A 21,591-nucleotide genomic window follows, 5' to 3' on the forward strand; every position below is an offset into this window, starting at 1 on the left:
CACATGAGGCTGAATATCACAAAGAAAACACAGGCCATCAGCAGCCTGTGTCTTCTTATATGTTCAAACTTAACTATCCCCTTTCTAAAAAGGGTGGATCATTACGCCTCACTGTCCAACATCGCTAATTACATTCTGCGACCACACGAAGCTGAGTACAGCTCGTACCACTCATATCGGGTTAGCTCAATCTTAGTCGCGTCACGGCAGGCCAGAATCCGCTCTGGTCGAATTGAACCAATCACGGGCTGAATACCTGCTGGATGCTTCATTAACCAAGCCAGTACAATAGACTCCGGTGTCACCCCACGCTCCTTGGCCATTCGATCAACCAATTGAGCCGTATGGTCAATTTCAGGACGCTGTCCCTCAACTACCCTGCCAGTAAATCGCCCCTGAGCAAGGGGACCCCAGGCTTGCAATTGAATATGCTCTGCCTGACAATATTCCATCGTGCCATAAGGAAACACGTTGTCTCTGGCTTGGGGTCGATTCACCGTCACACCAGCTTCTACGAACCCAATCTTGTCCAGACTCATCTCCAACTGATTCACAATCAGAGGCACTTTACTATGGAGCTGAAGAAGACGAATCTGTTCAGAGCCCATGTTGGACACACCAAAATGGCGCACTTTACCAGAATGATGCAGCTCAGCCAGTGCTTCCCTAATCTCTTGTGGATGGGCGAGCGGATCAGGACGGTGTAGCAGTAAAATATCCAGATAATCGACGCCGAGCCGTTCCAAAATCCCGTCCACACTCGCCAGGATATGTGCACCTGAGGTGTCATAACGCTGAGGTCCTTCATCATCACCTACAAGGCGTATACCACACTTCGACTGTATAATGATCTGTTCACGCAAACCAGGAGTTTCAGATAAAACTCGCCCCAAGACATGCTCTGCCTTACCTCGTGTGTATATATCCGCCAGATCAAAATGATTAATGCCTATTTCGATAGCTGCTTCTACCGCTCGATGACCTTCCACAACAAGATCTGAAGTAATGGGAAGACCATCCCATTCACCCCCGAATCGCATACAGCCAAGAACCATTCGACTTGCGGGAATCTGGTGGTGATGCAAGGGAAGTTGTGCGTATGACATATCAGCATTCACCTCATTTTCATTTTTACAAAGCACAATGACCGATTCTCTCTACATGTCTTCTTCTAACTTCCTCTATTTTCCTGCTCTATCATCCATATGAAGCAAAAACAAGGTTTCAAAAGCTTGTCTATTGAATATATAGAGGGTGCAGGTATTATGCAGGAATATGAGAGGAGATTTTGCATTTGAACCCGAATGAACCCAACGAGTCCTCAAAGCCAGCGTTTTTCACGAAAGAATTCACGCATAACCCTTACCCCGTGTATGAAAAGTTAAGAAAAGAGGAGCCTGTTTTCAGAGTCATGTTTCCTCACGGCGAGTTTGGCTGGATCATTACCCGATACGAGGATGCAGTCCAGATCCTGAAAGATCCTCGCTTCACTAAGGATATCGCCAAACGTTATGGACCTGAAAATCAAAGTATCTTTGTCAATAACATGCTGTTCTCCGATCCACCAGATCATCGCCGTCTGCGCGGACTTGTACAGAAAGCGTTCACCCCTAAGTTGATTGCAGACATGAGAAGCCATATTCAAGAAATCGCGGATGATCTACTGGACAACCTTGCGTCCCAAGAGAAAATGAATCTGATCGACGACTTTGCTTTTCCATTGCCGATCATCGTTATTAGTGAGATCCTCGGCGTGCCGCTGGAAGATCAGGACAAGTTCCGTATGTGGTCCAATTCCATCATTGATGCATCCAGCTCGGAACACGCCGAGATGTTTGAACAGCATGCCAGGGAATTCACCGAATACCTGAATGCCTGGTTCGCCAAAGTACGCAAAGATCCGGGGAACGACCTGATCAGTCAGCTCGTAACAGCAGAAGATTCCGGGCAACAACTGTCTGAAAATGAATTGCTTGGCGTAGTCTCCTTGTTAATCATCGCGGGCCACGAAACGACGGTTAATCTCATCGGCAATGGAATCCTTGCCCTGCTGGAGCATCCGGAGCAACGCGAACTGCTCATTAAGCAGCCCGAGCTTATTCACAAGGCCATTGAAGAGATGCTGCGCTACAATGGACCGGTGGAGTTCAGTACATCTCGATGGGCTCTGGAAGATATCGAATTCCGTGGACAGCATATCGCTCAAGGTGAACTTGTCATCGTTGCGCTTGATTCGGCTAATCGGGACGAACAGCAGTTCAAGGATGCTGATGTCTTTGACATTACCCGCGAGAAGAGTTCACATCTGGCCTTTGGCACAGGTATTCACCTCTGCCTCGGAGCACCGCTTGCACGTCTGGAAGGCGAGATAGCAGTCAGTACGCTTCTGAATCGTTTTCCGAATATGCAACTACAGACTGACGTGAATGAACTTGAATGGAGACCCGGCATGATTGTTCGTGGTGTCAAGGAGATCCCGGTTCAGCTTAAGTAATGGAAATGGCTAAATATGAATCAATGAAAGTGAGGCACATGACATCATGGAAATGAACACCTTGGTATGGATCGTTTTACTGCTTCTGATCCTTGTGTTACTAGTCAGAGTCACCAGCCTGCAACGCCAATTGAATGAATTGAAAAGAGATGTCGAACGTCTGGAGAACGGCTCAACCGCAAGCACACGCTCCGACTTCAATTACACCTTGTCGCCGAAGGAAGCATCCCCTTCCCACACAAGCCAACCAACCGCAACGGATCTGGATCAGGAGCTGCTTGCACTTATACAACAAGGGAAAAAAATTATGGCAATCAAACGACTGCGCGAAGCCAAAGGTCTTTCGTTAAAGGAAGCCAAAGACTATGTTGATTCCCTAGATCGGTAATATACAACTCACATAACTCTCGGGTAAGGTACTCCAGACTTTCGGCTGTTAACACAGACGCAGTAGAAAGTATGGAATCTTCGTCCGAGAGTTTACTTTTCTAACGACATATGCTAGTGTTATTTCTATATTACTAGAAATAAGAAATAAAGACGAAAGGACAGAACATGATGCAAACAAACTCGAATGAACTTGAACAAGTCGTCAAAATTCATAAAGCACTGGGTGAACAAACACGCTACAAAATCATTCAGATTCTATCGGGCGAAAGCAACCTGTGTCCTGCCGATTTGGAGAGCCGCCTTGTTACCGTTGCCCTATCGACTCTGTCTCATCACCTGAAACAGTTGTACGATTGCGGACTGCTCACATCGCAGAAGAAAGGTACGTATATCTACTACAGCCTGAACACGGAGACTGCACAAAAGTTTGTTCCCTATCTTTTAAATAAATAAAAAAATTTGAATTATATTTCTATATAATTAGAAATATAGAAACAACGCACGATATTTATTAGTAAAACTAGGTCACCTAAGTTTACGCTTATACCAATATTAATTATTTCGGTTGTAACATTACTATTCTCGCGCAGATGGTTGCATTCACAGCATTCATATTTTGTTCTCTTGTCTTTATTTCTATATTTCGAAAAATATAATAATTATAATCCGAAAGAGGTTATGTCTCCATGTCTTCTACGCTCAAAATCTATGTGCTTGCCTTGGTCAGCTTCCTTGTAGGAACGTCCGAATATGTCATTGCCGGCATTTTGGATCGTATTGCAGATACCATGAATATTTCTTTGATTGCTGCCGGACAGCTCATTACGATTTTTTCGCTCGTATATGCGCTCGGTACACCTATCATTATTGCACTGACTTCGCGCTGGGACCGTCGCAAGCTATTGCTATACTTCCTCGGTCTATTCGTTGTGGCTAATGTTCTTGCCTACCTGTTGCCGGGTTATGGACTGTTCGTCGCAGCACGTGTCTTGATGGCTTTGGGCGCGGGCGTTGTTGTTGTCACAGCATTAACGGTTGCTTCCCAAATAGCCGCTGAGGGCAAACAAGCTAGCGCAATCGCCACAGTAATCACTGGTTTTACGGCTTCTTTGATTGTTGGCGTTCCGCTCGGAAGGCTTGTGGCTGCATCTTGGGATTGGAAGCTTGTTTTTGCCGGCATAGCCGTTCTTGGCGTTCTCGCCATGTTAGTGATCGCGGCTACCATTCCGCCTTCCAAAGCAGAAGCACCTGTTCCACTGAAGAAACAACTGTCTTTGCTCAAACAGCCACGAATTGTTTGGGCACTGCTGGTGACATTTTTCTGGTTAGGTGGGTATTCCATTGCCTACACGTATATCTCACCTTATCTCGTAACCGTTGCAGGAATGAGCGAAGCACTGCTCAGTTCAGCTTTACTCGCATTTGGCATAGCAAGTCTGATCGGTTCAAAAGTTGGAGGCTTCAGTGCGGATAGATTGGGTGTCAAACGTACGCTGATCACGGGCATGACACTGCATATCGCGAGTCTGGTCCTGCTGAATATAACGGCAAGCTCTCATCTGGCTATCTTCCTTGTTCTGATTTTGTGGTCTTTTGCAGCGTGGTCCTCAGGTCCAACTCAGCAATATAACCTTGTCACCATGGCTCCGGAATCCTCAGGCATTATGCTTAGTCTGAACAGTTCAGTGATGCAACTAGCGATGGCTGCCGGAGCAGGCATTGGGGGAATCGCGGTCAGCAGCATTTCATTGTCATCCATTACCTGGATTGGAGCTATCGGGGTCGCTGTTGCCATCATCATCGTTATAGGCTCGTATCGTTCAGCATCTGTGAAAAGTACACAAACCGAGAAATCGCACAACGCTGTTTGATATGAGTTCGTTGTACAAAAGACAAACAAAAAGAGAGGCACTGTACGTATACAGTGACCTCTCTTTAATCATTTTAACGGCTATTCTTTTACAGATAAGGAGAACTCTTATTGGGCTGTAACTGCTCCATCGATCGGATATACTGCACCATTGATATATGGCGCTTCATCTCCCAGAAGGAAGGAAACGAGGTTCGCGATCTCTTCCGGTCTGCCGAGACGTCCAGATGGAATGCTGTCAACGGTTGCTTTGAACACTTCAGGGTTGTCTTTACCGAACTGAACAACCATCGGTGTCTCAATTGTACCTGGCGCAATCGCATTTACACGAATGTTGTCCTTGCCGTATTCAATTGCAGCTGTGCGGGTCAAGCCCACCACGCCATGTTTGGTTGCAGCGTAAGGTGCAACTGCAGGTACACCAACAATACCGGCTGTGGAAGCCGTGTTGAGAATGGAACCTCCGCCGGTTTTGAGCATTTCCGTAATCACATACTTCAACCCGTAGAATACACTTCTCAGGTTAATATCAATAATCTGGTCAAACTGCTCGATTGTATGTTCGATCAACTTGATCCCAGGACCTGCAATACCTGCATTATTAAAGAACATGTCGATTCGTCCGAACTCTTCGACTGCTTTTTTCACGTAATTCTCAACTTCAGGTGCTTTACTCACATCTGCTTGTACAAAAATGGCTTTACTTCCCAGCTTCTCAATCTGCTTAACCGTTTCAAGACCTGTCTCTTCGACAAGATCCACGACGACAATGGATGCACCCTTCTCAGCCAGCTTCAATGCTGCTGCTTGGCCCAATCCACTTCCTGCTCCAGTAATAATGGCTACTTTTCCTGCGTGACTCATGTTGATCTCCTCCATGTGTGTGTGTCATCTTGTGATTGGATCGATGAATACGATATGAAACGTCGTACATGTGATAATGCATTATGTAGGTCAAAAATGGCATAAAACCTTCCTGACTTTACCTATTTTAATAGAATTTCGACATAAAAACAATTCATATAATATGGATTCATACTATATCATATGTCACACATTCAGTAGTAAGTTGGAGGAACAGACAACTCTAATGACCTCTGCCTGCCCCTCCTTTGGATGATAGACGCTATTTACGTCAATTTTCTTAACAAATTCAAACGGTATATTTTCCGCTTATCGAAACGCTCGCCTATCTTAGCAAATTGGTTTTGGCCAATTCAATAATCTCGTCCCCGCGTCCATTCAGCACGGCTTTCATCATCCATAGGGTGAATCCTTCCGCCTGTTTGATATCAATCTTCGGAGGTAAGGACAATTCCTGACGATTCACCACCACGTCAATCAACACAGGACCATCATGCTGAAGCGCACGCTGCACAGCTCCTTCCAGTTCATCCGGATCCTCAACCCGAATACCTTCCATGCCCATGGCTTGAGCAACCATCGCAAAGTTGGGATTGACAAGCTCTGTTCCCGACTCCAGGAATCCGGCAGCTTTCATCTCCAGCTCAACAAAACCGAGTGCTCCGTTATTAAACACCACAACTTTAATCGGGAGATTATGCTGTTTCAATGTCAACAGATCACCCATCAGCATCGTAATACCGCCATCACCCGACAAAGAGATGACTTGTCTGCCCCGATCAGCGACTTGGGCGCCAATTGCCTGTGGCAGAGCATTCGCCATCGTTCCATGACTGAATGAGCCGAGCAGCCTGCGATTGCGACTCATCTCGATATAACGGGCCGCCCATACTGTCGGAGTACCGACATCACAGGTGAAGATTGCATTTTCAGCTGCAGCATCACTAATAATCTTGGTTAGGTACTGCGGATGAATCGGCTTTTTACCCGGTTTTCCAACGGCCAGCTCGTCGAGATCTTTGCGTACTTTCACATAACGATCGACACTTTTACGCAGATGTTTGTCACTGTGTTCTTCTGTTAGATAAGGAAGCAAAGTTTCAATGGTCGCTTTTACGTCCCCACATACGCCGTAATCCAGCTTCGTGCGCCGACCCAGATGGGAAGATTGAATGTCAACCTGAAGTACAGTGGCATCTTCGGGATAGAATTGACGATATGGGAAATCCGTTCCCAGCATCAGCAGTACATCACAGTCCATCATGGCATGATAACCGGATGAATACCCAATTAGACCCGTAAGGCCCACGGAATAGGGGTTGTCATACTCCAAATATTCCTTGCCTCGTAGCGCAATAACCATCGGGGATTTCAAGCGATCACAGAGCTGCATAAGGGGTTCCCGAGCGCCCGCGCAGCCTGCACCGCACAATAACGTAATTTTTTTGCCTTGATTCAGATACTCCGCCAGTTTCACGAGTTCTGGCTCAGAAGGATGTACCACGGGATTGGTTGCATGATACACATGCTCAGGCACAGGCAGATCCGCTGCTTCAAGTCCTGCTACATCCCCCGGCAATACAACGACAGACACACCTGAACGTGCGACTGCTGTCTGGATGGCCATCGTGAGGGAACGCGGCATCTGTTTTGCTGTCGTAATGACTTCACAATAATGACTACATTCCTGGAACAGATATTCCGGATGTGTCGCCTGAAAATATTCACTGCCAATCTCGTCACTTGGGATATGTGCAGCGATAGCGAGTACAGGAACACGATTGCGATGACAGTCGTACAGACCGTTAATCAGATGCATGTTACCAGGACCACTGCTACCTGCGCAGACAGCGATACTTCCACTGACCTCAGCGTCTGCCCCAGCAGCAAATGCCGCCACTTCTTCATGTCGTACATGAATCCACTCGATCTTGCCCGAACGACGGATGGAGTCAAGTACCGCATTCAAGGAGTCTCCAACAATGCCATATATGCGTTTGATGCCAGCGTTCAATAAGGATTCAACCAGAAGGTCCGCGACTGTTTTTTTCATAAGTAATGGGTCTCCTTTAATTGCTCATTTTGATTATGTTTCCACTCTGGTAATATACCTATTCTTATACCCCAATCTTCTGAAATCCGAACCAAATCATATGTATCTCTGGATATATGAAACGAAAAACCTGCCCCTTAAACCGTTATTTCAGGGTTAGCAAAATGCCAAAAAATCCGCTTGTCGAATGACAAACGGATTACGGTTAAGCTAAATTTATTCATATTTCATGTGGATTCCTGAATCCAAAGAGTAACTAGATGGCAGGCATCACATTGCCACCACTTACTGGGATATAGGCACCCGTAATAAATGAGGACAGGTCCGACGTCAGAAAAGCCACCGCATTGGCGATTTCCTGATCCTCACCCCTGCGCTTCAGCGGCACGGTACGCGTATATGCCTCATCATGTCCGGGCTCATTGGAGCGATCACGTTCACTAATCGTCCATCCAGGTGCAACCTGGTTCACGGTAATTTGATACTCGCCAACCTCCTTGGCAAGCACCCGATATACACCATCCATTCCACGCTTACCAGCGGTGTAGGCTGATTGGTGAGCGAAATTTTGCATCGCACATTCTGTATTGATACCAATAAAGCGACCGGATCTGACGTTTTGCATATGCGGTATGAAAGCTTTGGCAAGATATACACTCTGCATGACACAGGATTCGAACTGGCTCAAATAATCTTCAGGCGACTGCTCCAACACCGTGGTCCATTCATACTGAATGACTGCATTGGCAACAACAATATCCACTCCGCCGAGGACAGACTGGATTTCATCACGCATCCGGAATGCCGTATCTTGCTTCGTAATATCTCCCTGTACAATGACGGCCTGACGACCCAGTGCCTCAATCTCACCCTGAAGCTCCCGAGCCTTGGTATCATTATTTATGTAATGTAGAGCCAGATTGGCGCCACAGGCTGCCAACGTGCGGGCGATCACTCTCCCTAGTTGACCGGTTGCACCTGTAACCAGAGCGGTTTTTCCTGTGAGATCCAATTGCATAACAGCGAAAACCTCCTTGATTTCATTTAAATCGAAAACGATTTCGTGATTGTGCGTTTTTCAGCACGAATTAACTTCATCCAGAGGGATACACAGTATTAGGGATATACAGCATTGTTCAATGCTGTATATATTAATTCAACTTGATTCCCTATATGTGGCGATTATTTATTATTATGTTGAATAAGATCAATTTCCTGGAAGCGACTAACTTCCTTTTCCCAACGCTCTGCTACATATTGACGGTGAACCGGGTGATTGTTGTATGCATCATACGCAGCCTGATCCGCAAAGACCATCGAAAAGCTGTAATCGAACTCATTTTTCTCACTTACCTGTCTGAGAACCTGAAACTGCTCTACCCCAGGAATGACTGCCAGCGCATCGGAACTTTCCTTCAAAAAGGCTTCTGCCTCCGGTGTATCTTTACCTGCGTAAAGTGTAAACGTTACCATATGTGTGATGCTCATCTCTATTTCCTCCTCCAATATGTTCTTACTCTGTTTCCTAGTGTACATCCGAATGTGTTGTAAGCGCAATAATTGGTTGAATTAATTTTTAATGTACACAAAAAAACCTCAGGACGAATCCCGAGGTTTTCTTGTAATGTATGGACAAACTATTTGTTGATGTTGTATTTACGGTTAAATTTATCAACACGGCCACCGATATCCACGTTTCTTTGTTTACCAGTGAAGAACGGGTGGGATGCGGAACTAGTGTCCACACGGATTACTGGGTAAGAGTTACCGTCTTCCCATTCCATAGTTTCGTTAGAGAACTTCGTGGAAGAACTCAGGAATTTGAAATCAGCACTTGCATCGTAAAAAATTACGAGTTGTGTCTTTGGATGGATGTCAACTTTTGGCATAATCTATTTACACTCCTTTAATATGGGTACTTCTTTAGAATCAAACTAAATTTTATTATACTCTTTTTTTGTACAAAGTACCAGCAGGATTTGAGGAATAGCAAAAAAAATTATGATTTCTATGATTTTGCACCGAATCAGGTGTCACGCCGTCCCTTTCTCCAGCACATTCAGCATGTACTCCAGTGCCTCCAGCTCATCCCTGCCTCTTGTCTGTAATCTGACAACACTACCATATCGAATGGGAAGTAACGCCATCCCAAGCAGGCTTTTAACATCTACACGATGCTCAGACTCCATATACGACAAGATAATATCCGAGGTAAAACGTGATGCTTGAGAAGATACCGACATCAGATCATCCCGATGAAAATCAGCGTGTATCATAAATTCATGTACTCTCACAACCTTCAGTTCCTTTCGCTAAGTACTTATTCACCAATATGGTGTGTATCCATTTATATATTAAAATCTTCATGAATTATACCATGTTATGGGAGCTTGACCCATACTTTTTTGCAAAAAAAACAAAAAAAAGAGTCCTGAACCGCAGGACTCTTCCAGGTTGTTCTTACATACCATTCGGATATACCATGACCTTCAGACTGCCGCTTTTATTGTGTAATGCGCGCTCCATCGCTTGCTGTGTCTCTTCGAGTGAATAACGATCTGTAATCAGGGACATCACGTCATGCTGGCCGGAGCTCAGGAACTCAATTCCTGCCGGATACGTATTGGCATAACGGAATATGCCATAGATATCAACTTCATTGTCCGCAATAAATGGAACATTGAGTGCTATCTCGTCCTGTGCAGGCAGGCCCACAATCGCAAGTTTGCCTCCACGTCGAAGTGAATACAGAGCAGATTGTAGCGCCTTCGGATTCCCCGCTGTTTCCCATGCGGTATCCACACCCACACCACCTGTTAACTCGCGAATCACAGCCAGCGCATCTTCATTTCGCACATTAATGGTATGCGTGGCCCCCATGCGGCGAGCTGCTTCCAGCCTAACTTCCTCCAGATCCGTTACAATGATCTTCTCTACACCGAAAGATTTGGCAGCAGCCACGGCCATGAGTCCAACGGGACCCATACCCATAATCGCCAGGGTTGTACCCGGAGCCAGTTTACTGCGGCGTGCAGCGTGAATACCAACAGAGAATGGCTCGTTCATAGCTGCTTCCTCATAAGACAGATGATCCGGGATCGGGAATACCATATCTTCACGTATCACCATGTATTGTACAAATGCCCCATCCACCGGAGGAGTCGCTAGAAATTGTACATCCGGACACAGGTTATAACGACCTTCTTTGCATGCCGTGCAACGTCCGCAAGTCACCCCAGGCTCAATAGCAACCCGATCCCCTGTTTTCAGACGGGATACGTTCGAGCCAACAGCAGCAATGAATCCCGCACACTCATGTCCCAAAATGATCGGTTTCTCCACCACAAATCTGCCAATGCGTCCATGTTCAAAATAATGCACATCCGAGCCACACACCCCGACAGCCATTACCTGGATTAACACCTCATCCGCTGCCGGTTGCGGGACAGGTTGTTCCTCAATAATGATATGTCCTGGCTCTGTCATGATAGCAGCTTTCATGGTCTCGGGCAGTTGATGTTGTCCCATACGGTTCTCCTCCTCATGTATGTCCATGCTGTCTATTCTACATCAAAGAAAACAAGGTATCTTCTTTCTTCCTTCCTAATTACCAAGTTCATCTGCATCCGCAATTCCACTCAATAGATTGTTCGACCTTGTTCATCCGCTATGCCGCTCTTCCGATAGAAGTACGTATTGATCATGTCCCGCCATTCCTTGGCATGTTCGGCCTGGTTGTCCTGTAATGAAGCAACTTTACTGAAAATAACTGGGTCCACTTTTCCCTCCAGCTGTCTCCATGTCTCGGCTAACGCCTCTGCCTGCGCAGCACCTTCAAAGTGTGTATCATAAATATGCTGAATGACTGTCTTACCCGAATGCAGAACATGGGTGTACGGCACATGATGGAAAAATAAGATCAACTCATCCGAACAGGTATCCAAGGACTCATAACGATCAGCATTCTCAGGGTGATACTGCGAGGTATACCCCGTGCCACTCATCACCGTTCGATCTACACCAATGCCATGACAATCGGCAAAGTGATACGTTCCCCATTTGGAATACTCATATCCATCTACATTCGGCCCATAATGATGCTCCGGGTTAACCATCCAACCTACACCGAGAGGTGCCGTATAATTTTCATAGATATCTAGCGAATTCAAAAGCATATCCGTAACCTGCCGCACGACCTCGTCCTCATGTCCAAACGTCAGTCTCACCCACTCATCGGCAATCTCTTCCGCGGACAGCTCTGGATTCCACGCAAGTCTGCCATATCCATACAGATTGGCCTGCGCGAGAGGATGTCCTGTCCAACAGGCATCTGCACCAATATTGGATACTGCGGCGAAGCCACTATAAGGTCGTTTATACAGAGAACCGTCCGCGATTCGCTTGATCTCTGAACCTTCGCCTTTGGCGTATGTGTCGAAGTCCAATACTTCTTTCCACTGAGGAACCAGATAACACAGATGACGCTGCTGCCCGGTATACTCTTGCGTAATCTGAAACTCAATGACCTGATTCGTATTTTCCATGGCACCGAATAGTGGGGATACCGCTTCTCTCACCTGAAAATCCATCGGTCCATTCTTAATTTGCAAAATGACATTGTCGGCAAACCGCCCATCCAGCGGCGTAAAGTGGTCATACGCTGCACGTGCACGGTCTGTGGAACGATCCCGCCAGTCCTGCTTGCAGTTATAGACAAAGCAGCGCCAGATGACCAATCCACCGAATGGACGAAGGGCTTCAGCCAGCATGTTGGCACCATCGGCATGATCACGATTATACGTGAACGGTCCCGGACGATTCTCGGAGTCTGCCTTGATCAGGTAACCGCCAAAATCCGGAATGGCTGCATACACCTTGGCCGTTTGGATGTTCCACCATTCCTGTACCTGCGCATCCAGCGGATCTGCCGTATGCAATCCACCAATCTCGATTGGACTAGCGTAGTTGGCGCTCAGGAACAGTCGAATGCCATAGGATCTGAATTCAGCGGCGACCTTCGCCACATCACCCAAGTAACGTTCTGTCAGGAACAGACTCTCGTGCCGATGTACGTTGACATTGTTGATCGATATGGCATTGATCCCCGTGGAAGCGAGCAATCTTGCGTAATCCCGGATACGTCCCAGGTCCTGCGTGAATTCCCCGTTATCATAGAAAATGGAGTTCCCTGCGTAACCACGCTCAATGCTGCCATCCACGTTATCCCACTGATTAATCATCCGTAGCGCATTGGTTGGCTGCTCGGTAATAAAGCTCCACTTGCCGGCAGCTTCATCCGCTTCGCTGCTGCTATCTTGATGCAGTGTCAGCTCTCGCAGCAGATGGAATGTACCATACAGCACTCCTTGGGGAGTCTCTGATCCAATGACCAGTACACCTTCTGCCTCGTCCCTGCGAATGATATAGCCTTCCCCTTGCACAGCAGAGCGCTCGGTTTCGCTAAACGCTTCGGCCACAGGATGGCTTCCTTCCCAAGTGCCGATCCGTATTGCAGGAGCATGCTCGTTCCGCTCACTAGCCTGAGAAGCAGTCAGTTGACCGACCGTCGGTTTCACCCCATATAACTTCTCCAGTCCCTGTGACAGTTCGGTCAGAGCTGTCGTAATGATCTGATGATTCTCTTCCGCCAAGATCAGCCTGCTCCAGAGTGGAGCTGTCCTCTTGGCAAACCCATTCGTTCCTGACAATGTGGAGTGATACCCCAGCCATGCATCGTATTGTGGACCTGACAGACCAGATTGAACGACGGATTGGCTCATTGTACCGCCTCCTTGCTGGCATAGATCTGAGCAAGGCGATTTCCTTTGCCTTCGAGTAGCCATAGAATGGACGTTACACCACGCGGATAATACTTGCTGCCAACCGCCACACCAGACAGGATCTGGTCACTCCAACACCAGTAGGATTCCTCCGGATGCAACAGCCAGTTGACATGAGCCGCGTCTGCTGCCTTGCCTGTCTCATCCCATTCCACACCCAGCAGCTCTCTGGTGATAAATTGGGACAGATAGATTTTGCTCAGCCACGAGTTATTGCTTGTCGAGGACAGTTTCCAGCCTCCATCTTCGAACAGACAAGTCCCAGGTACAAGAACCGTTTTCAGATGGGTTTGGAGTGCCTTCAGGTAAGGTCCAAAACGACCATTGACATCCAGTGCTGCTTCACAGCCTGTAAAGTACGGGAACACCAAACCTTCAATAGCCGGAATGATTCGAGAATCATTATTTTCTGCAATAACAGCTGGAATGTAGCCGCCATCAGTCAATTGTGCAGCAATACTGGCAGCGCAGCGATCTGCTTGAAGCCCTGCTTGATGGGACAGATCTGCCAACTTCTCAGTTGCGAACAGCTTCTCCAATGCAATATAGACCGCCCAACATTTACCCGCCAGATAGATATTATTGCGAGACTGTCCAAGTGACACATCCAGGCTGTCGTAGGTTGTAATCTCCGCTCCACCTTGTGTGCGGCTACTATCCAGACCCATCAGACCGTTACGCTGTTCTGCGTCGGGATGGTCCCGATTAAGCATGCTCTCAAAGCAATCGCGAATAACAGGTAGCATGTCTTTCACAAACGCTTGATCCTGTGTCTGTTCGATGTATACTGTCGCGCAGCAGAGCCAGTTTACCAGCTCCTCGTGGCTCATTTGTGAGAAGCAGTCATCAATGCCCACTAGCTCATATGCCGAGTGTCCGGGGCGAGAGAACACATTGGCTACACCAATATCATGGGTAAAAGTAATCCCACCCGGGTATAACTTTTCTTCTCCCGGGAAACGAACCTGATCCTTATAACTGTATCGTTTCACAAACCACTCCAGCTCGTTCCGCACCGTCCAGGGATTCAAGGCAAGCTCGAAATACAACTGATCTGCTGTCAGATCAAGTGTGTTCATCATTCGATACTCCCCTTCGTTCACCACCCAGAGTGGCTCGCCATCGGCATCCAACAGTTGAGTACTCGCATAATAGCTGTGGATGGAATGAGCAAGCATGAAGGATTGATCTTCTGTCAGCCCAGCTGTTCCAAGGCGTTGTTCAACCTCCGCACAGGAAGCAGTCAGCTCACTGAAACGTTGTAATGCATACTCTCCCGCTGCCTGGATGTCTGCAAAATACCGCGTATACCAATACGTCGTATCCATTCCAGTCGTCACAATACCCCCACGATAGAAACATACTGCGAATTGGTATGTACGTTTCTCTCCAGCAGGTACCTCCATCAGTAATGCCGCAGTTCCGCCAAGTCCAAAAGCCAGATTCTCCCGATGCTTCTCCTGTAAGAGCTTCTCCAACGTAAACCCGCGCGCGGGCCACAGTCCGTCGTCTGCCGACATAATGGCTGTAAGCCGACCTTGTCCAACACCTGTGATGGAGCCACCTTCCGGTCCTCCAATCAGACGCATCGCAGAGTACGGATCATTACCCTGATAGCCAAAGTAGGCTTTCCGTGGTTGTTGACCTTGCGTATTGTCAATCGTCATCTCTACCAATACGGCGGGTACGAGTGCATCCATTAAGGCTTCACGATCCCCACTCGTTGGATCTGGTACGGGTCGGACAGGCGAGTAGATACGGAACGTCAGATCTCCCGCAGTCCACGTATCCGTACCTGAGGTGAATTCACGGGTAATATCTTCATCACGAAAAGCCGTAATAAGAGATTGTGGAGCCTTTGACGCAGTCGTCGACGGAGCCGTGTCCCCTTTTACCTCCGTATCTACGGATGTCTGTGCCTGATCCCCATTCTCTAACTTCTCTACATCATAGCGGCTGCTCTCATCCTCGGAAGCTTCATAAAAAGGAAGTGCCTGATAATTGTCTCCATCGCGAGATTGTAATCCAATATATACATTCTGGTCTGCCGGCTTGCCGAGTTCCAGACCCAGCCCGCCCTTGGCTCCTTTGTATCCCAGTGTAAAACTGGCAAAAGCACCAATCGGTGCGTGATGTGCATTATAAAAGATGGATTTGGATGTGCTCATGAATCATAACCCCTCTCAGAATGGTATGCATACGTTTTCATTAGCCCCATCCTAACACGTGGTTCTACCTCAGACCATGATCAAATCAATCTGATATTTACCCAAATCAAGCTGATAGACTATAATGAATTAAAGCGGTTACAACGCATTCCATTGGATATAAGGGGGATCTTCCATGTCTTCAACATATTTGCCTCCCGATTTGGGAGAAAGTGTCCATGAAGTTTTTTACCCAGATGTGCAAACAACAGTCAATCTGTTCGCCATTCATTTACGAAGTGTGGGTATGGACTGGGATTATCCGGCACATGAGCACCCTCAATATGAATTGAATTATGTCACGGAAGGCGAGCAACGCATGATGGTGAATGGTACCCTATACATTCAAAAGGCTGGCGAACTGCTCCTGATTCCTCCGGGAAGCATTCATTCCAGCCAGAGCCATAACGGCAAGGGATTCACGTATTTTTGCATGCACTTTGACATTGATGATCCGTTGTTCCTATCATTGCTGGCGCGCATCAAACAAGTACGATTCAGTGCGGATAGTCCGGTGACGCAGCAGATTGAGCCCGTTTTGCGCAAATTGATGTCATCTGCGGATGATGAAACAGCAAGTACGATGGTTCAGCGTATGCAGTTGCAATCTGCAGTATTTGAACTATTCGGACATCTGTGGGAGGCGGTCTCGCAAGAGGCTGTGCAATGGTTTACGGAAGGACACGAGAAGATCGAACTCGCCCATCGGATTCGCAATCGATTGCAAGGCCTGATGAGCCAGCAATTCAAACAGGGACACGAATCGGAAGGACACTATGGTATTGATGATATTGCAGCAGAACTGGGTATCAGCTCTTCACACTGTAATCGTGTCTTCAAGCAGGTATTCGGTCAGTCTCCCCGTGCTGTGTTATCCCAGTTGGTTTTGCATGAAGCGAAGCTTCTTCTGGGCAATCCGAAGCTGTCTGTTCAAAATATTGCAGTCATGCTTGGTTACAAGGATATTGCCCATTTCAGTCGTCAATTCAAGCGTTGGTCCGGCATGTCGCCATCCCGTTACCGACAGGAACAGCCTGCTCTGGAATGAGGTCCAGTAGCAGGCTGTTTGGCTTGATTCAATATTTTGCAAAATTCGATTCGAGATGATCTCTGTATTTATATGAAATTTTATTTCAACAAACGCTTAATCAACTTCAGCTTGTTAGTATATGGTGGATACAGAATCGGCAGATTCAATTTTGTGCTTTTTTTCAGGACACTTTTGAGATGGGAGAAGGTTTCGAAGCTGTACTGCCCATGATATGAGCCAACACCTGAATGACCAACACCGCCAAATGGCAGACGCGGGTTCGCTACATGCGTAATGGTATCGTTAATGCATCCGCCGCCAAATGAAACTTCACGCAGTACTTTGTCCTGAACTTGGGTGTCAGAAGTAAACAGATACAAGGCAAGTGGTTTCGGCCGTTTTACGATCTCTACAATAGCTTCATCGAGGTTACGGTAGCTGATGATCGGTAGAATCGGTCCAAAAATCTCATCTTCCATCGTTGCTGCATCCCAGGATTCCGCATCAATCAAAGTAGGTTCAATGAATCGATCTTCCTCATCCGATGCTCCTCCATATATCACTTTGGCCTGATCCCGTTCAATCAGCGTCGTCAGACGTTTAAAGTGTCCCTTGTTCACGATACGCCCATAGTCCTTGTTGTGTTGAATATCTGAACCAAAGAAAGACACAATTGCTGTTTTCATCTCCGTAACTAACTGTTCCTTCACACGCTCATGCACGAGTAAATAGTCAGGTGCGATACAGGTCTGTCCTGTATTGAGCAGTTTACCCCATATGATGCGCTCTGCAGCTACTTTGATATCGGCCTGTTCATCCACGATGACTGGGCTCTTACCTCCAAGTTCCAACGTAACGGGAACCAGATTTTTGGCAGCTGCCTCCATCACAATCTTGCCAACCGGTACACTGCCTGTAAAAAAGATATAGTCAAACGGCGCATTGATTAGCGCTGTCGTTGTGTCTTTGGCACCGTCAAGTACCTGCACGTACGCCGTTTCGAATACGGTCGCGATCATTTCACGTACAACAGCGGACACCGCAGGTGTATTCTCTGAGGCTTTGAGCACAGCTGTGTTGCCTGCCGCAATAGCGCCTACCAATGGTTCGATCAAGAGTTGAAATGGATAATTGAAAGGTCCGATGATCAGTACTGCCCCATAGGGTTCAGGTATGATCACACTTTTGGAGCCCAGGAGTGCCATTTGCGTTTTGACTTTAACGGGTTTCACCCATTTCTTCACTTTACGAATGGTGTGTGTGATGCTGTCCATCATGAATCCGATTTCGGTCGTGTAGGATTCGAACTCACTTTTTCCCAAATCCTGATAAAGTGCTTCTGTCAGTCTGGACTCATACTTTTGAATCGCCTGCTTCAGTTGGGTCAGACGAGCAATTCGGGCTTCTGCCGATCGTGTGGCCCCAGAACGAAAGAATTGTCGTTGCTGCTCCAAAATCTCTTCAACTTCCTGACGGGTTACTTCCTGTATCATCGTTGTCATATATGCATACTCCTCTACTTATTATTGATTAAACGTTTAAACTTACGAACCTATAAGGTACATGCAAAAGCATGTTGTATCACCATTCATCTACAGACACTCTTCTTCCAAAGCAGCTACCAGTTCCTTCAACAGTTCCACCGATGCATTCAATGAAGCCGAATAATAGCGCTGTGTGCCCTTCTGTTCCACAGATATAAGACCCTTCTCTAACAACAGCTTGAGATGGTGAGATATGGCTGGCCGGGATAGGCTGGATTGTTCAGTAATTTCATTCACCGTCATTCTGCCCTTCTCGGTGAGTGTCAGCAGAATGGCTTGACGATGGTTGTCACTTAATACTTGAAATAACGGGATACAGGTTTGAAAAACGCTAATCGCTTTTTGTCCCATGGTGTTCACCTCTGTACTATTCTTCGTATATTGTTCTCTATTCGATGTCTGTTGGTTTAAACATTCGAACCTAATGATTGAATTGTACTCTCTACTCTCTTGAACTGCAAGTAAATTATCAAATAAATTCAATACAATAGCGATAAAGCGCTTCCGCACTACCATACAAGTATGGTAGTATGTCAATGAAGGAGTTGAAGTTGTGGAATATACGCCAAAGTTATCATCCAAAGCCGGTTTGTCGCCTGCTGCGAACAGTCTGTCTTCCATGAACAAGCAGTCTTCCTCAGCCCGGGATGCGGTGTACGTCACGCTTAAAAAGCTGATTTTGAGTTTGAAGCTGCCTCCGGGAACAGCCATTTCAGAGAAGGACATTTCGCTGGAGTTCCAGGTCAGCCGGACACCCGTTCGAGAAAGTTTTGTGAGACTTGCCCAGGAAGGTTTGCTGGAAGTGTATCCACAGCGTGGCACATACGTCTCCCTGATCCAGCTCGATCTGGTTGAGGAAGCAAGGTTCATGCGTGAACAGCTCGAACGAGCCGTAATTAGACTCGCCTGTGAGAACTTTCCTGACGAACAGATGGTGGCACTTGAACAGAATCTTGCACGTCAACAGGAATGCAGAGTCAATCCGGATGATGAACGAATGTTCCAATTGGATGAGGAATTCCATAGCACTCTTTTTGCAGGCTGTAACAAAAGCAACACCTGGACTGTCATCCAGCAGATGAATGTGCATTTGAATCGCAGTCGCATGCTTCGCCTGTCCTCGGATTACCAGTGGGATCATCTGATCGAACAGCACAGGTCCATGGTCCAGGCTATACAAGAGCATGATGCCCAGACGGCAGAGCGACTAATGCAGGAACACCTGCATTTAACTGTGACCGATTTGGCTGTCCTGCAGGATACATATCCATCCTATTTTCAATGACTGAATTCTTCTTACTACTATTCATGATGAGGTGAACGTGATGAGAATGGTGTTTCGCTGGTTTGGCGAAGGCAATGATACGGTAACACTGGATCACATCCGGCAGATTCCGGGTGTTGAAGGTATTGTGTGGGCGCTGCACGATGTTCCTGCTGGCGAGGAATGGCCGATGGACAAAATACTCGCTGTCAAAGCGGCAGCAGACAAGGCCGGGTTACATCTGGATGTCGTTGAGAGTGTGAACATCCATGAGGATATCAAGTTGGGCCTGCCATCAAGGGATAAATACATTGCAAACTACATTAAAACGATGGAAAAACTGGCTCAGGTGGGTGTAAAGGTCATCTGTTACAACTTTATGCCGATCTTCGACTGGCTACGTACCGATCTGCATAAGGAGATGGAAGATGGCTCCACTGCTCTCTTCTATGAGAATAGCAAGATTGAAAATATTGAACCGCTGGAGCTGGTTCGACGCATTACCGAAAACTCCGCACTCACCATGCCAGGTTGGGAACCAGAACGATTGCAGTATTTAACAGGTCTGTTTGAAGCCTACAAGGATGTGACCGAGGAGCATATGTGGGAGCACGCGCGTTATTTCCTGCAAGAGATTATGCCTACAGCCGAACGGCTGGGAATCCGAATGGCGATCCATCCGGATGACCCGCCATGGCCAATCTTTGGATTACCGAAGATTATTACGAGTCAGGAGAATGTTCGCAAATATCTGAATCTTTATGATAGCCCTTACAATAGCGTGACGTTGTGCAGTGGCTCTTTGGGAGCGAATGCCGACAATGACATTATCGGGATGATTCACGAGTTCAAGGATCGGATTCCATTTGCCCATATTCGTAATGTCAAAATCTATGATAACGGCGATTTTATCGAAACATCACACCGCAGTCAGGATGGAAGTGTCGACATTGCGGGGGTTGTTGAGGCTTATCACGATATCGGTTATGAAGGTTATGCACGGCCCGACCACGGTCGTCATCTCTGGGGAGAACAATGCCGACCTGGTTATGGACTCTATGACCGGGCTCTAGGAATCATGTATCTATGGGGCGTCTGGGATTCCTTGCAAAGGAGGGCAAAAGCATGAGTGAACGTCAATATGAACGCTCATCTCGTCTAGAAGGCAGAACGGCTGTAATCACCGGCGGTGCTGGAGTACTCTGCCGCTCCATGGCTGAGGAACTTGCGCGGCACGGTGCAAGTGTAGCCATCCTGAACCGTACTGTGTCTAAGGGTCAGGAGGTTGTAGCTGCAATTGAAGCTGCCGGTGGCCGAGCGATTGCTATCGCCTGTGATGTAACCCAGGCCGATAGTGTGCAAGCAGCGGCAGATACGGTGCTGGAACAGCTTGGGCCCTGTGATATTCTCATTAATGGCGCTGGTGGCAATAACGCCAGTGCTAATACTACGAATGAAATATTCAGATTGGAAGATCTGGAACAGAGCGACATCACGACGTTTTTCGATGTGAGTGTAGAGGGATTTCGGCAGGTGATGGATCTGAATTTTGTCGGTTCTCTCATTCCCACTCAAATCTTTGCAAGACATATGATTGAGCGTGATGTTCCGGCAACGGTCATCAATATTTCTTCGATGAGTGCCCCGTCGCCCATGACTAAAGTTCCTGCGTACAGTGCTGCCAAGGCAGCGATTAACAACTTTACGCAATGGCTCGCCGTTCATCTGGCTGAATCCGGTATTCGTGTCAACGCCATTGCACCCGGGTTCTTCCTGACCGAGCAGAACCGTAATCTATTACTGCAACCAGACGGCTCTCCGACGGAACGTTCCAGTAAAATTATTGCGCATACTCCCATGCGCCGCTTCGGTAAGCCGGAGGATCTGCTGGGCACATTAATGTGGCTTGCGGATGAAAGACAATCCGGCTTCGTCACTGGCACAGTCATTCCGGTAGATGGCGGATTTATGGCATATTCCGGTGTTTAACGATTAACGTGTAAATGAATCAGTTCAACTAATATAGAGAATTTAT

At 47.2% G+C, this 21,591-nt stretch carries 20 protein-coding genes; 8 read left to right on the forward strand and 12 right to left on the reverse strand.

What is annotated here, in order from left to right; translation table 11 throughout:
- Window positions 1-128: 128 nt before the first annotated feature.
- The gene (locus tag MHI06_RS16255) at window positions 129-1,106 is read right to left on the reverse strand and encodes an aldo/keto reductase (protein WP_340398435.1); all 978 of its coding nucleotides are present in this window, start codon (window positions 1,104-1,106) and stop codon (window positions 129-131) included.
- Window positions 1,107-1,294: 188 nt separating this feature from the next.
- On the opposite strand from MHI06_RS16255, the gene MHI06_RS16260 reads away from it, so the two are divergent.
- From MHI06_RS16260 to MHI06_RS16275, 4 genes are all read left to right on the forward strand, one after another.
- Complete coding sequence (locus tag MHI06_RS16260; protein ID WP_340398436.1) at window positions 1,295-2,494, forward strand: cytochrome P450; 1,200 nt, start codon at window positions 1,295-1,297, stop codon at window positions 2,492-2,494.
- A gap of 46 nt (window positions 2,495-2,540) precedes the next feature.
- Window positions 2,541-2,882 (forward strand): ribosomal protein L7/L12, encoded by a 342-nt coding sequence (locus tag MHI06_RS16265; RefSeq protein WP_340398437.1) that lies wholly within the window; start codon window positions 2,541-2,543, stop codon window positions 2,880-2,882.
- A gap of 170 nt (window positions 2,883-3,052) precedes the next feature.
- Window positions 3,053-3,337, forward strand: coding sequence for a metalloregulator ArsR/SmtB family transcription factor (locus tag MHI06_RS16270; RefSeq protein ID WP_340402131.1), 285 nt, complete (start codon window positions 3,053-3,055; stop codon window positions 3,335-3,337).
- Between the two features lie 233 nt (window positions 3,338-3,570).
- Window positions 3,571-4,755, forward strand: coding sequence for an MFS transporter (locus tag MHI06_RS16275; RefSeq protein ID WP_340398438.1), 1,185 nt, complete (start codon window positions 3,571-3,573; stop codon window positions 4,753-4,755).
- A 107-nt stretch (window positions 4,756-4,862) separates the two neighbouring features.
- Here the strand turns inward: MHI06_RS16275 and MHI06_RS16280 are convergent, their stop codons facing one another.
- The 9 genes from MHI06_RS16280 to MHI06_RS16320 all read right to left on the reverse strand — a co-directional run bounded on the left by MHI06_RS16280 (window position 4,863) and on the right by MHI06_RS16320 (window position 15,679).
- Window positions 4,863-5,618: an SDR family NAD(P)-dependent oxidoreductase gene (locus tag MHI06_RS16280; protein ID WP_062834752.1), complete on the reverse strand. Its 756-nt coding sequence runs from the start codon at window positions 5,616-5,618 to the stop codon at window positions 4,863-4,865.
- 325 nt (window positions 5,619-5,943) lie between these two features.
- Window positions 5,944-7,671 (reverse strand): ubiquinone-dependent pyruvate dehydrogenase, encoded by a 1,728-nt coding sequence (gene poxB, locus MHI06_RS16285; RefSeq protein WP_340398439.1) that lies wholly within the window; start codon window positions 7,669-7,671, stop codon window positions 5,944-5,946.
- Window positions 7,672-7,927: 256 nt separating this feature from the next.
- Window positions 7,928-8,689: an SDR family oxidoreductase gene (locus MHI06_RS16290; RefSeq protein WP_340398440.1), complete on the reverse strand. Its 762-nt coding sequence runs from the start codon at window positions 8,687-8,689 to the stop codon at window positions 7,928-7,930.
- A 164-nt stretch (window positions 8,690-8,853) separates the two neighbouring features.
- The gene (locus MHI06_RS16295; protein WP_169479203.1) at window positions 8,854-9,159 is read right to left on the reverse strand and encodes a Dabb family protein; all 306 of its coding nucleotides are present in this window, start codon (window positions 9,157-9,159) and stop codon (window positions 8,854-8,856) included.
- Between the two features lie 149 nt (window positions 9,160-9,308).
- Window positions 9,309-9,560 carry a type B 50S ribosomal protein L31 gene (locus tag MHI06_RS16300; RefSeq protein ID WP_062834756.1) on the reverse strand — a complete coding sequence of 84 codons (252 nt, stop codon included), beginning with the start codon at window positions 9,558-9,560 and terminating at the stop codon, window positions 9,309-9,311.
- Between the two features lie 144 nt (window positions 9,561-9,704).
- Complete coding sequence (locus MHI06_RS16305; protein ID WP_340398441.1) at window positions 9,705-9,965, reverse strand: HPr family phosphocarrier protein; 261 nt, start codon at window positions 9,963-9,965, stop codon at window positions 9,705-9,707.
- Window positions 9,966-10,131: 166 nt separating this feature from the next.
- On the reverse strand, window positions 10,132-11,199 hold the full coding sequence (locus MHI06_RS16310) for an NAD(P)-dependent alcohol dehydrogenase (protein WP_340398442.1): 1,068 nt from the start codon (window positions 11,197-11,199) through the stop codon (window positions 10,132-10,134).
- Between the two features lie 110 nt (window positions 11,200-11,309).
- Window positions 11,310-13,451, reverse strand: coding sequence for an alpha-glucuronidase family glycosyl hydrolase (locus tag MHI06_RS16315; protein WP_340398443.1), 2,142 nt, complete (start codon window positions 13,449-13,451; stop codon window positions 11,310-11,312).
- A complete protein-coding gene (locus MHI06_RS16320) occupies window positions 13,448-15,679 on the reverse strand; it encodes a glycoside hydrolase family 52 protein (RefSeq protein WP_340398444.1) in 2,232 nt (743 codons plus the stop codon). Before MHI06_RS16320 ends, MHI06_RS16315 begins: the two co-directional genes overlap by 4 nt.
- A gap of 175 nt (window positions 15,680-15,854) precedes the next feature.
- Between MHI06_RS16320 and MHI06_RS16325 the strand changes: the two genes are divergently transcribed.
- A complete protein-coding gene (locus tag MHI06_RS16325; protein WP_340398445.1) occupies window positions 15,855-16,766 on the forward strand; it encodes an AraC family transcriptional regulator in 912 nt (303 codons plus the stop codon).
- Between the two features lie 80 nt (window positions 16,767-16,846).
- On the opposite strand, the gene MHI06_RS16330 is transcribed toward MHI06_RS16325, so the two are convergent.
- The gene (locus MHI06_RS16330) at window positions 16,847-18,250 is read right to left on the reverse strand and encodes an aldehyde dehydrogenase (RefSeq protein WP_340398446.1); all 1,404 of its coding nucleotides are present in this window, start codon (window positions 18,248-18,250) and stop codon (window positions 16,847-16,849) included.
- Window positions 18,251-18,340: 90 nt separating this feature from the next.
- Window positions 18,341-18,643: a metalloregulator ArsR/SmtB family transcription factor gene (locus tag MHI06_RS16335; RefSeq protein WP_076331658.1), complete on the reverse strand. Its 303-nt coding sequence runs from the start codon at window positions 18,641-18,643 to the stop codon at window positions 18,341-18,343.
- A 268-nt stretch (window positions 18,644-18,911) separates the two neighbouring features.
- Between MHI06_RS16335 and MHI06_RS16340 the strand changes: the two genes are divergently transcribed.
- Genes MHI06_RS16340 through MHI06_RS16350 form a run of 3 tightly spaced genes read left to right on the forward strand, consistent with a single transcriptional unit; the run spans window position 18,912 to window position 21,545 of the window.
- On the forward strand, window positions 18,912-19,577 hold the full coding sequence (locus tag MHI06_RS16340; protein ID WP_169479644.1) for a GntR family transcriptional regulator: 666 nt from the start codon (window positions 18,912-18,914) through the stop codon (window positions 19,575-19,577).
- A gap of 40 nt (window positions 19,578-19,617) precedes the next feature.
- On the forward strand, window positions 19,618-20,685 hold the full coding sequence (gene uxuA, locus MHI06_RS16345) for a mannonate dehydratase (protein ID WP_340398447.1): 1,068 nt from the start codon (window positions 19,618-19,620) through the stop codon (window positions 20,683-20,685).
- Entirely contained in the window at window positions 20,682-21,545 is an 864-nt protein-coding gene (locus tag MHI06_RS16350) for an SDR family oxidoreductase (protein ID WP_340398448.1), read from the forward strand. Before uxuA ends, MHI06_RS16350 begins: the two co-directional genes overlap by 4 nt.
- Window positions 21,546-21,591: the final 46 nt, after the last annotated feature.

Source organism: Paenibacillus sp. FSL H8-0079, from assembly GCF_037991315.1.
Taxonomy (GTDB): Bacteria; Bacillota; Bacilli; order Paenibacillales; family Paenibacillaceae; genus Paenibacillus.

Bases quoted from the DNA above. Each gene is read 5' to 3' on its own strand.
- MHI06_RS16325 (WP_340398445.1), top strand. From the start codon at position 15,855: ATGTCTTCAACATATTTGCCTCCCGATTTGGGAGAAAGTGTCCATGAA.
- MHI06_RS16340 (WP_169479644.1), top strand. From the start codon at position 18,912: ATGAACAAGCAGTCTTCCTCAGCCCGGGATGCGGTGTACGTCACGCTT.
- MHI06_RS16280 (WP_062834752.1), bottom strand. From the start codon at position 5,618: ATGAGTCACGCAGGAAAAGTAGCCATTATTACTGGAGCAGGAAGTGGA.
- MHI06_RS16270 (WP_340402131.1), top strand. From the start codon at position 3,053: ATGCAAACAAACTCGAATGAACTTGAACAAGTCGTCAAAATTCATAAA.
- MHI06_RS16310 (WP_340398442.1), bottom strand. From the start codon at position 11,199: ATGGGACAACATCAACTGCCCGAGACCATGAAAGCTGCTATCATGACA.
- MHI06_RS16295 (WP_169479203.1), bottom strand. From the start codon at position 9,159: ATGAGCATCACACATATGGTAACGTTTACACTTTACGCAGGTAAAGAT.
- MHI06_RS16320 (WP_340398444.1), bottom strand. From the start codon at position 15,679: ATGAGCACATCCAAATCCATCTTTTATAATGCACATCACGCACCGATT.
- MHI06_RS16330 (WP_340398446.1), bottom strand. From the start codon at position 18,250: ATGACAACGATGATACAGGAAGTAACCCGTCAGGAAGTTGAAGAGATT.
- MHI06_RS16300 (WP_062834756.1), bottom strand. From the start codon at position 9,560: ATGCCAAAAGTTGACATCCATCCAAAGACACAACTCGTAATTTTTTAC.
- MHI06_RS16315 (WP_340398443.1), bottom strand. From the start codon at position 13,451: ATGAGCCAATCCGTCGTTCAATCTGGTCTGTCAGGTCCACAATACGAT.
- uxuA (WP_340398447.1), top strand. From the start codon at position 19,618: ATGAGAATGGTGTTTCGCTGGTTTGGCGAAGGCAATGATACGGTAACA.
- MHI06_RS16265 (WP_340398437.1), top strand. From the start codon at position 2,541: ATGGAAATGAACACCTTGGTATGGATCGTTTTACTGCTTCTGATCCTT.
- MHI06_RS16335 (WP_076331658.1), bottom strand. From the start codon at position 18,643: ATGGGACAAAAAGCGATTAGCGTTTTTCAAACCTGTATCCCGTTATTT.
- poxB (WP_340398439.1), bottom strand. From the start codon at position 7,671: ATGAAAAAAACAGTCGCGGACCTTCTGGTTGAATCCTTATTGAACGCT.
- MHI06_RS16290 (WP_340398440.1), bottom strand. From the start codon at position 8,689: ATGCAATTGGATCTCACAGGAAAAACCGCTCTGGTTACAGGTGCAACC.
- MHI06_RS16350 (WP_340398448.1), top strand. From the start codon at position 20,682: ATGAGTGAACGTCAATATGAACGCTCATCTCGTCTAGAAGGCAGAACG.
- MHI06_RS16255 (WP_340398435.1), bottom strand. From the start codon at position 1,106: ATGTCATACGCACAACTTCCCTTGCATCACCACCAGATTCCCGCAAGT.
- MHI06_RS16275 (WP_340398438.1), top strand. From the start codon at position 3,571: ATGTCTTCTACGCTCAAAATCTATGTGCTTGCCTTGGTCAGCTTCCTT.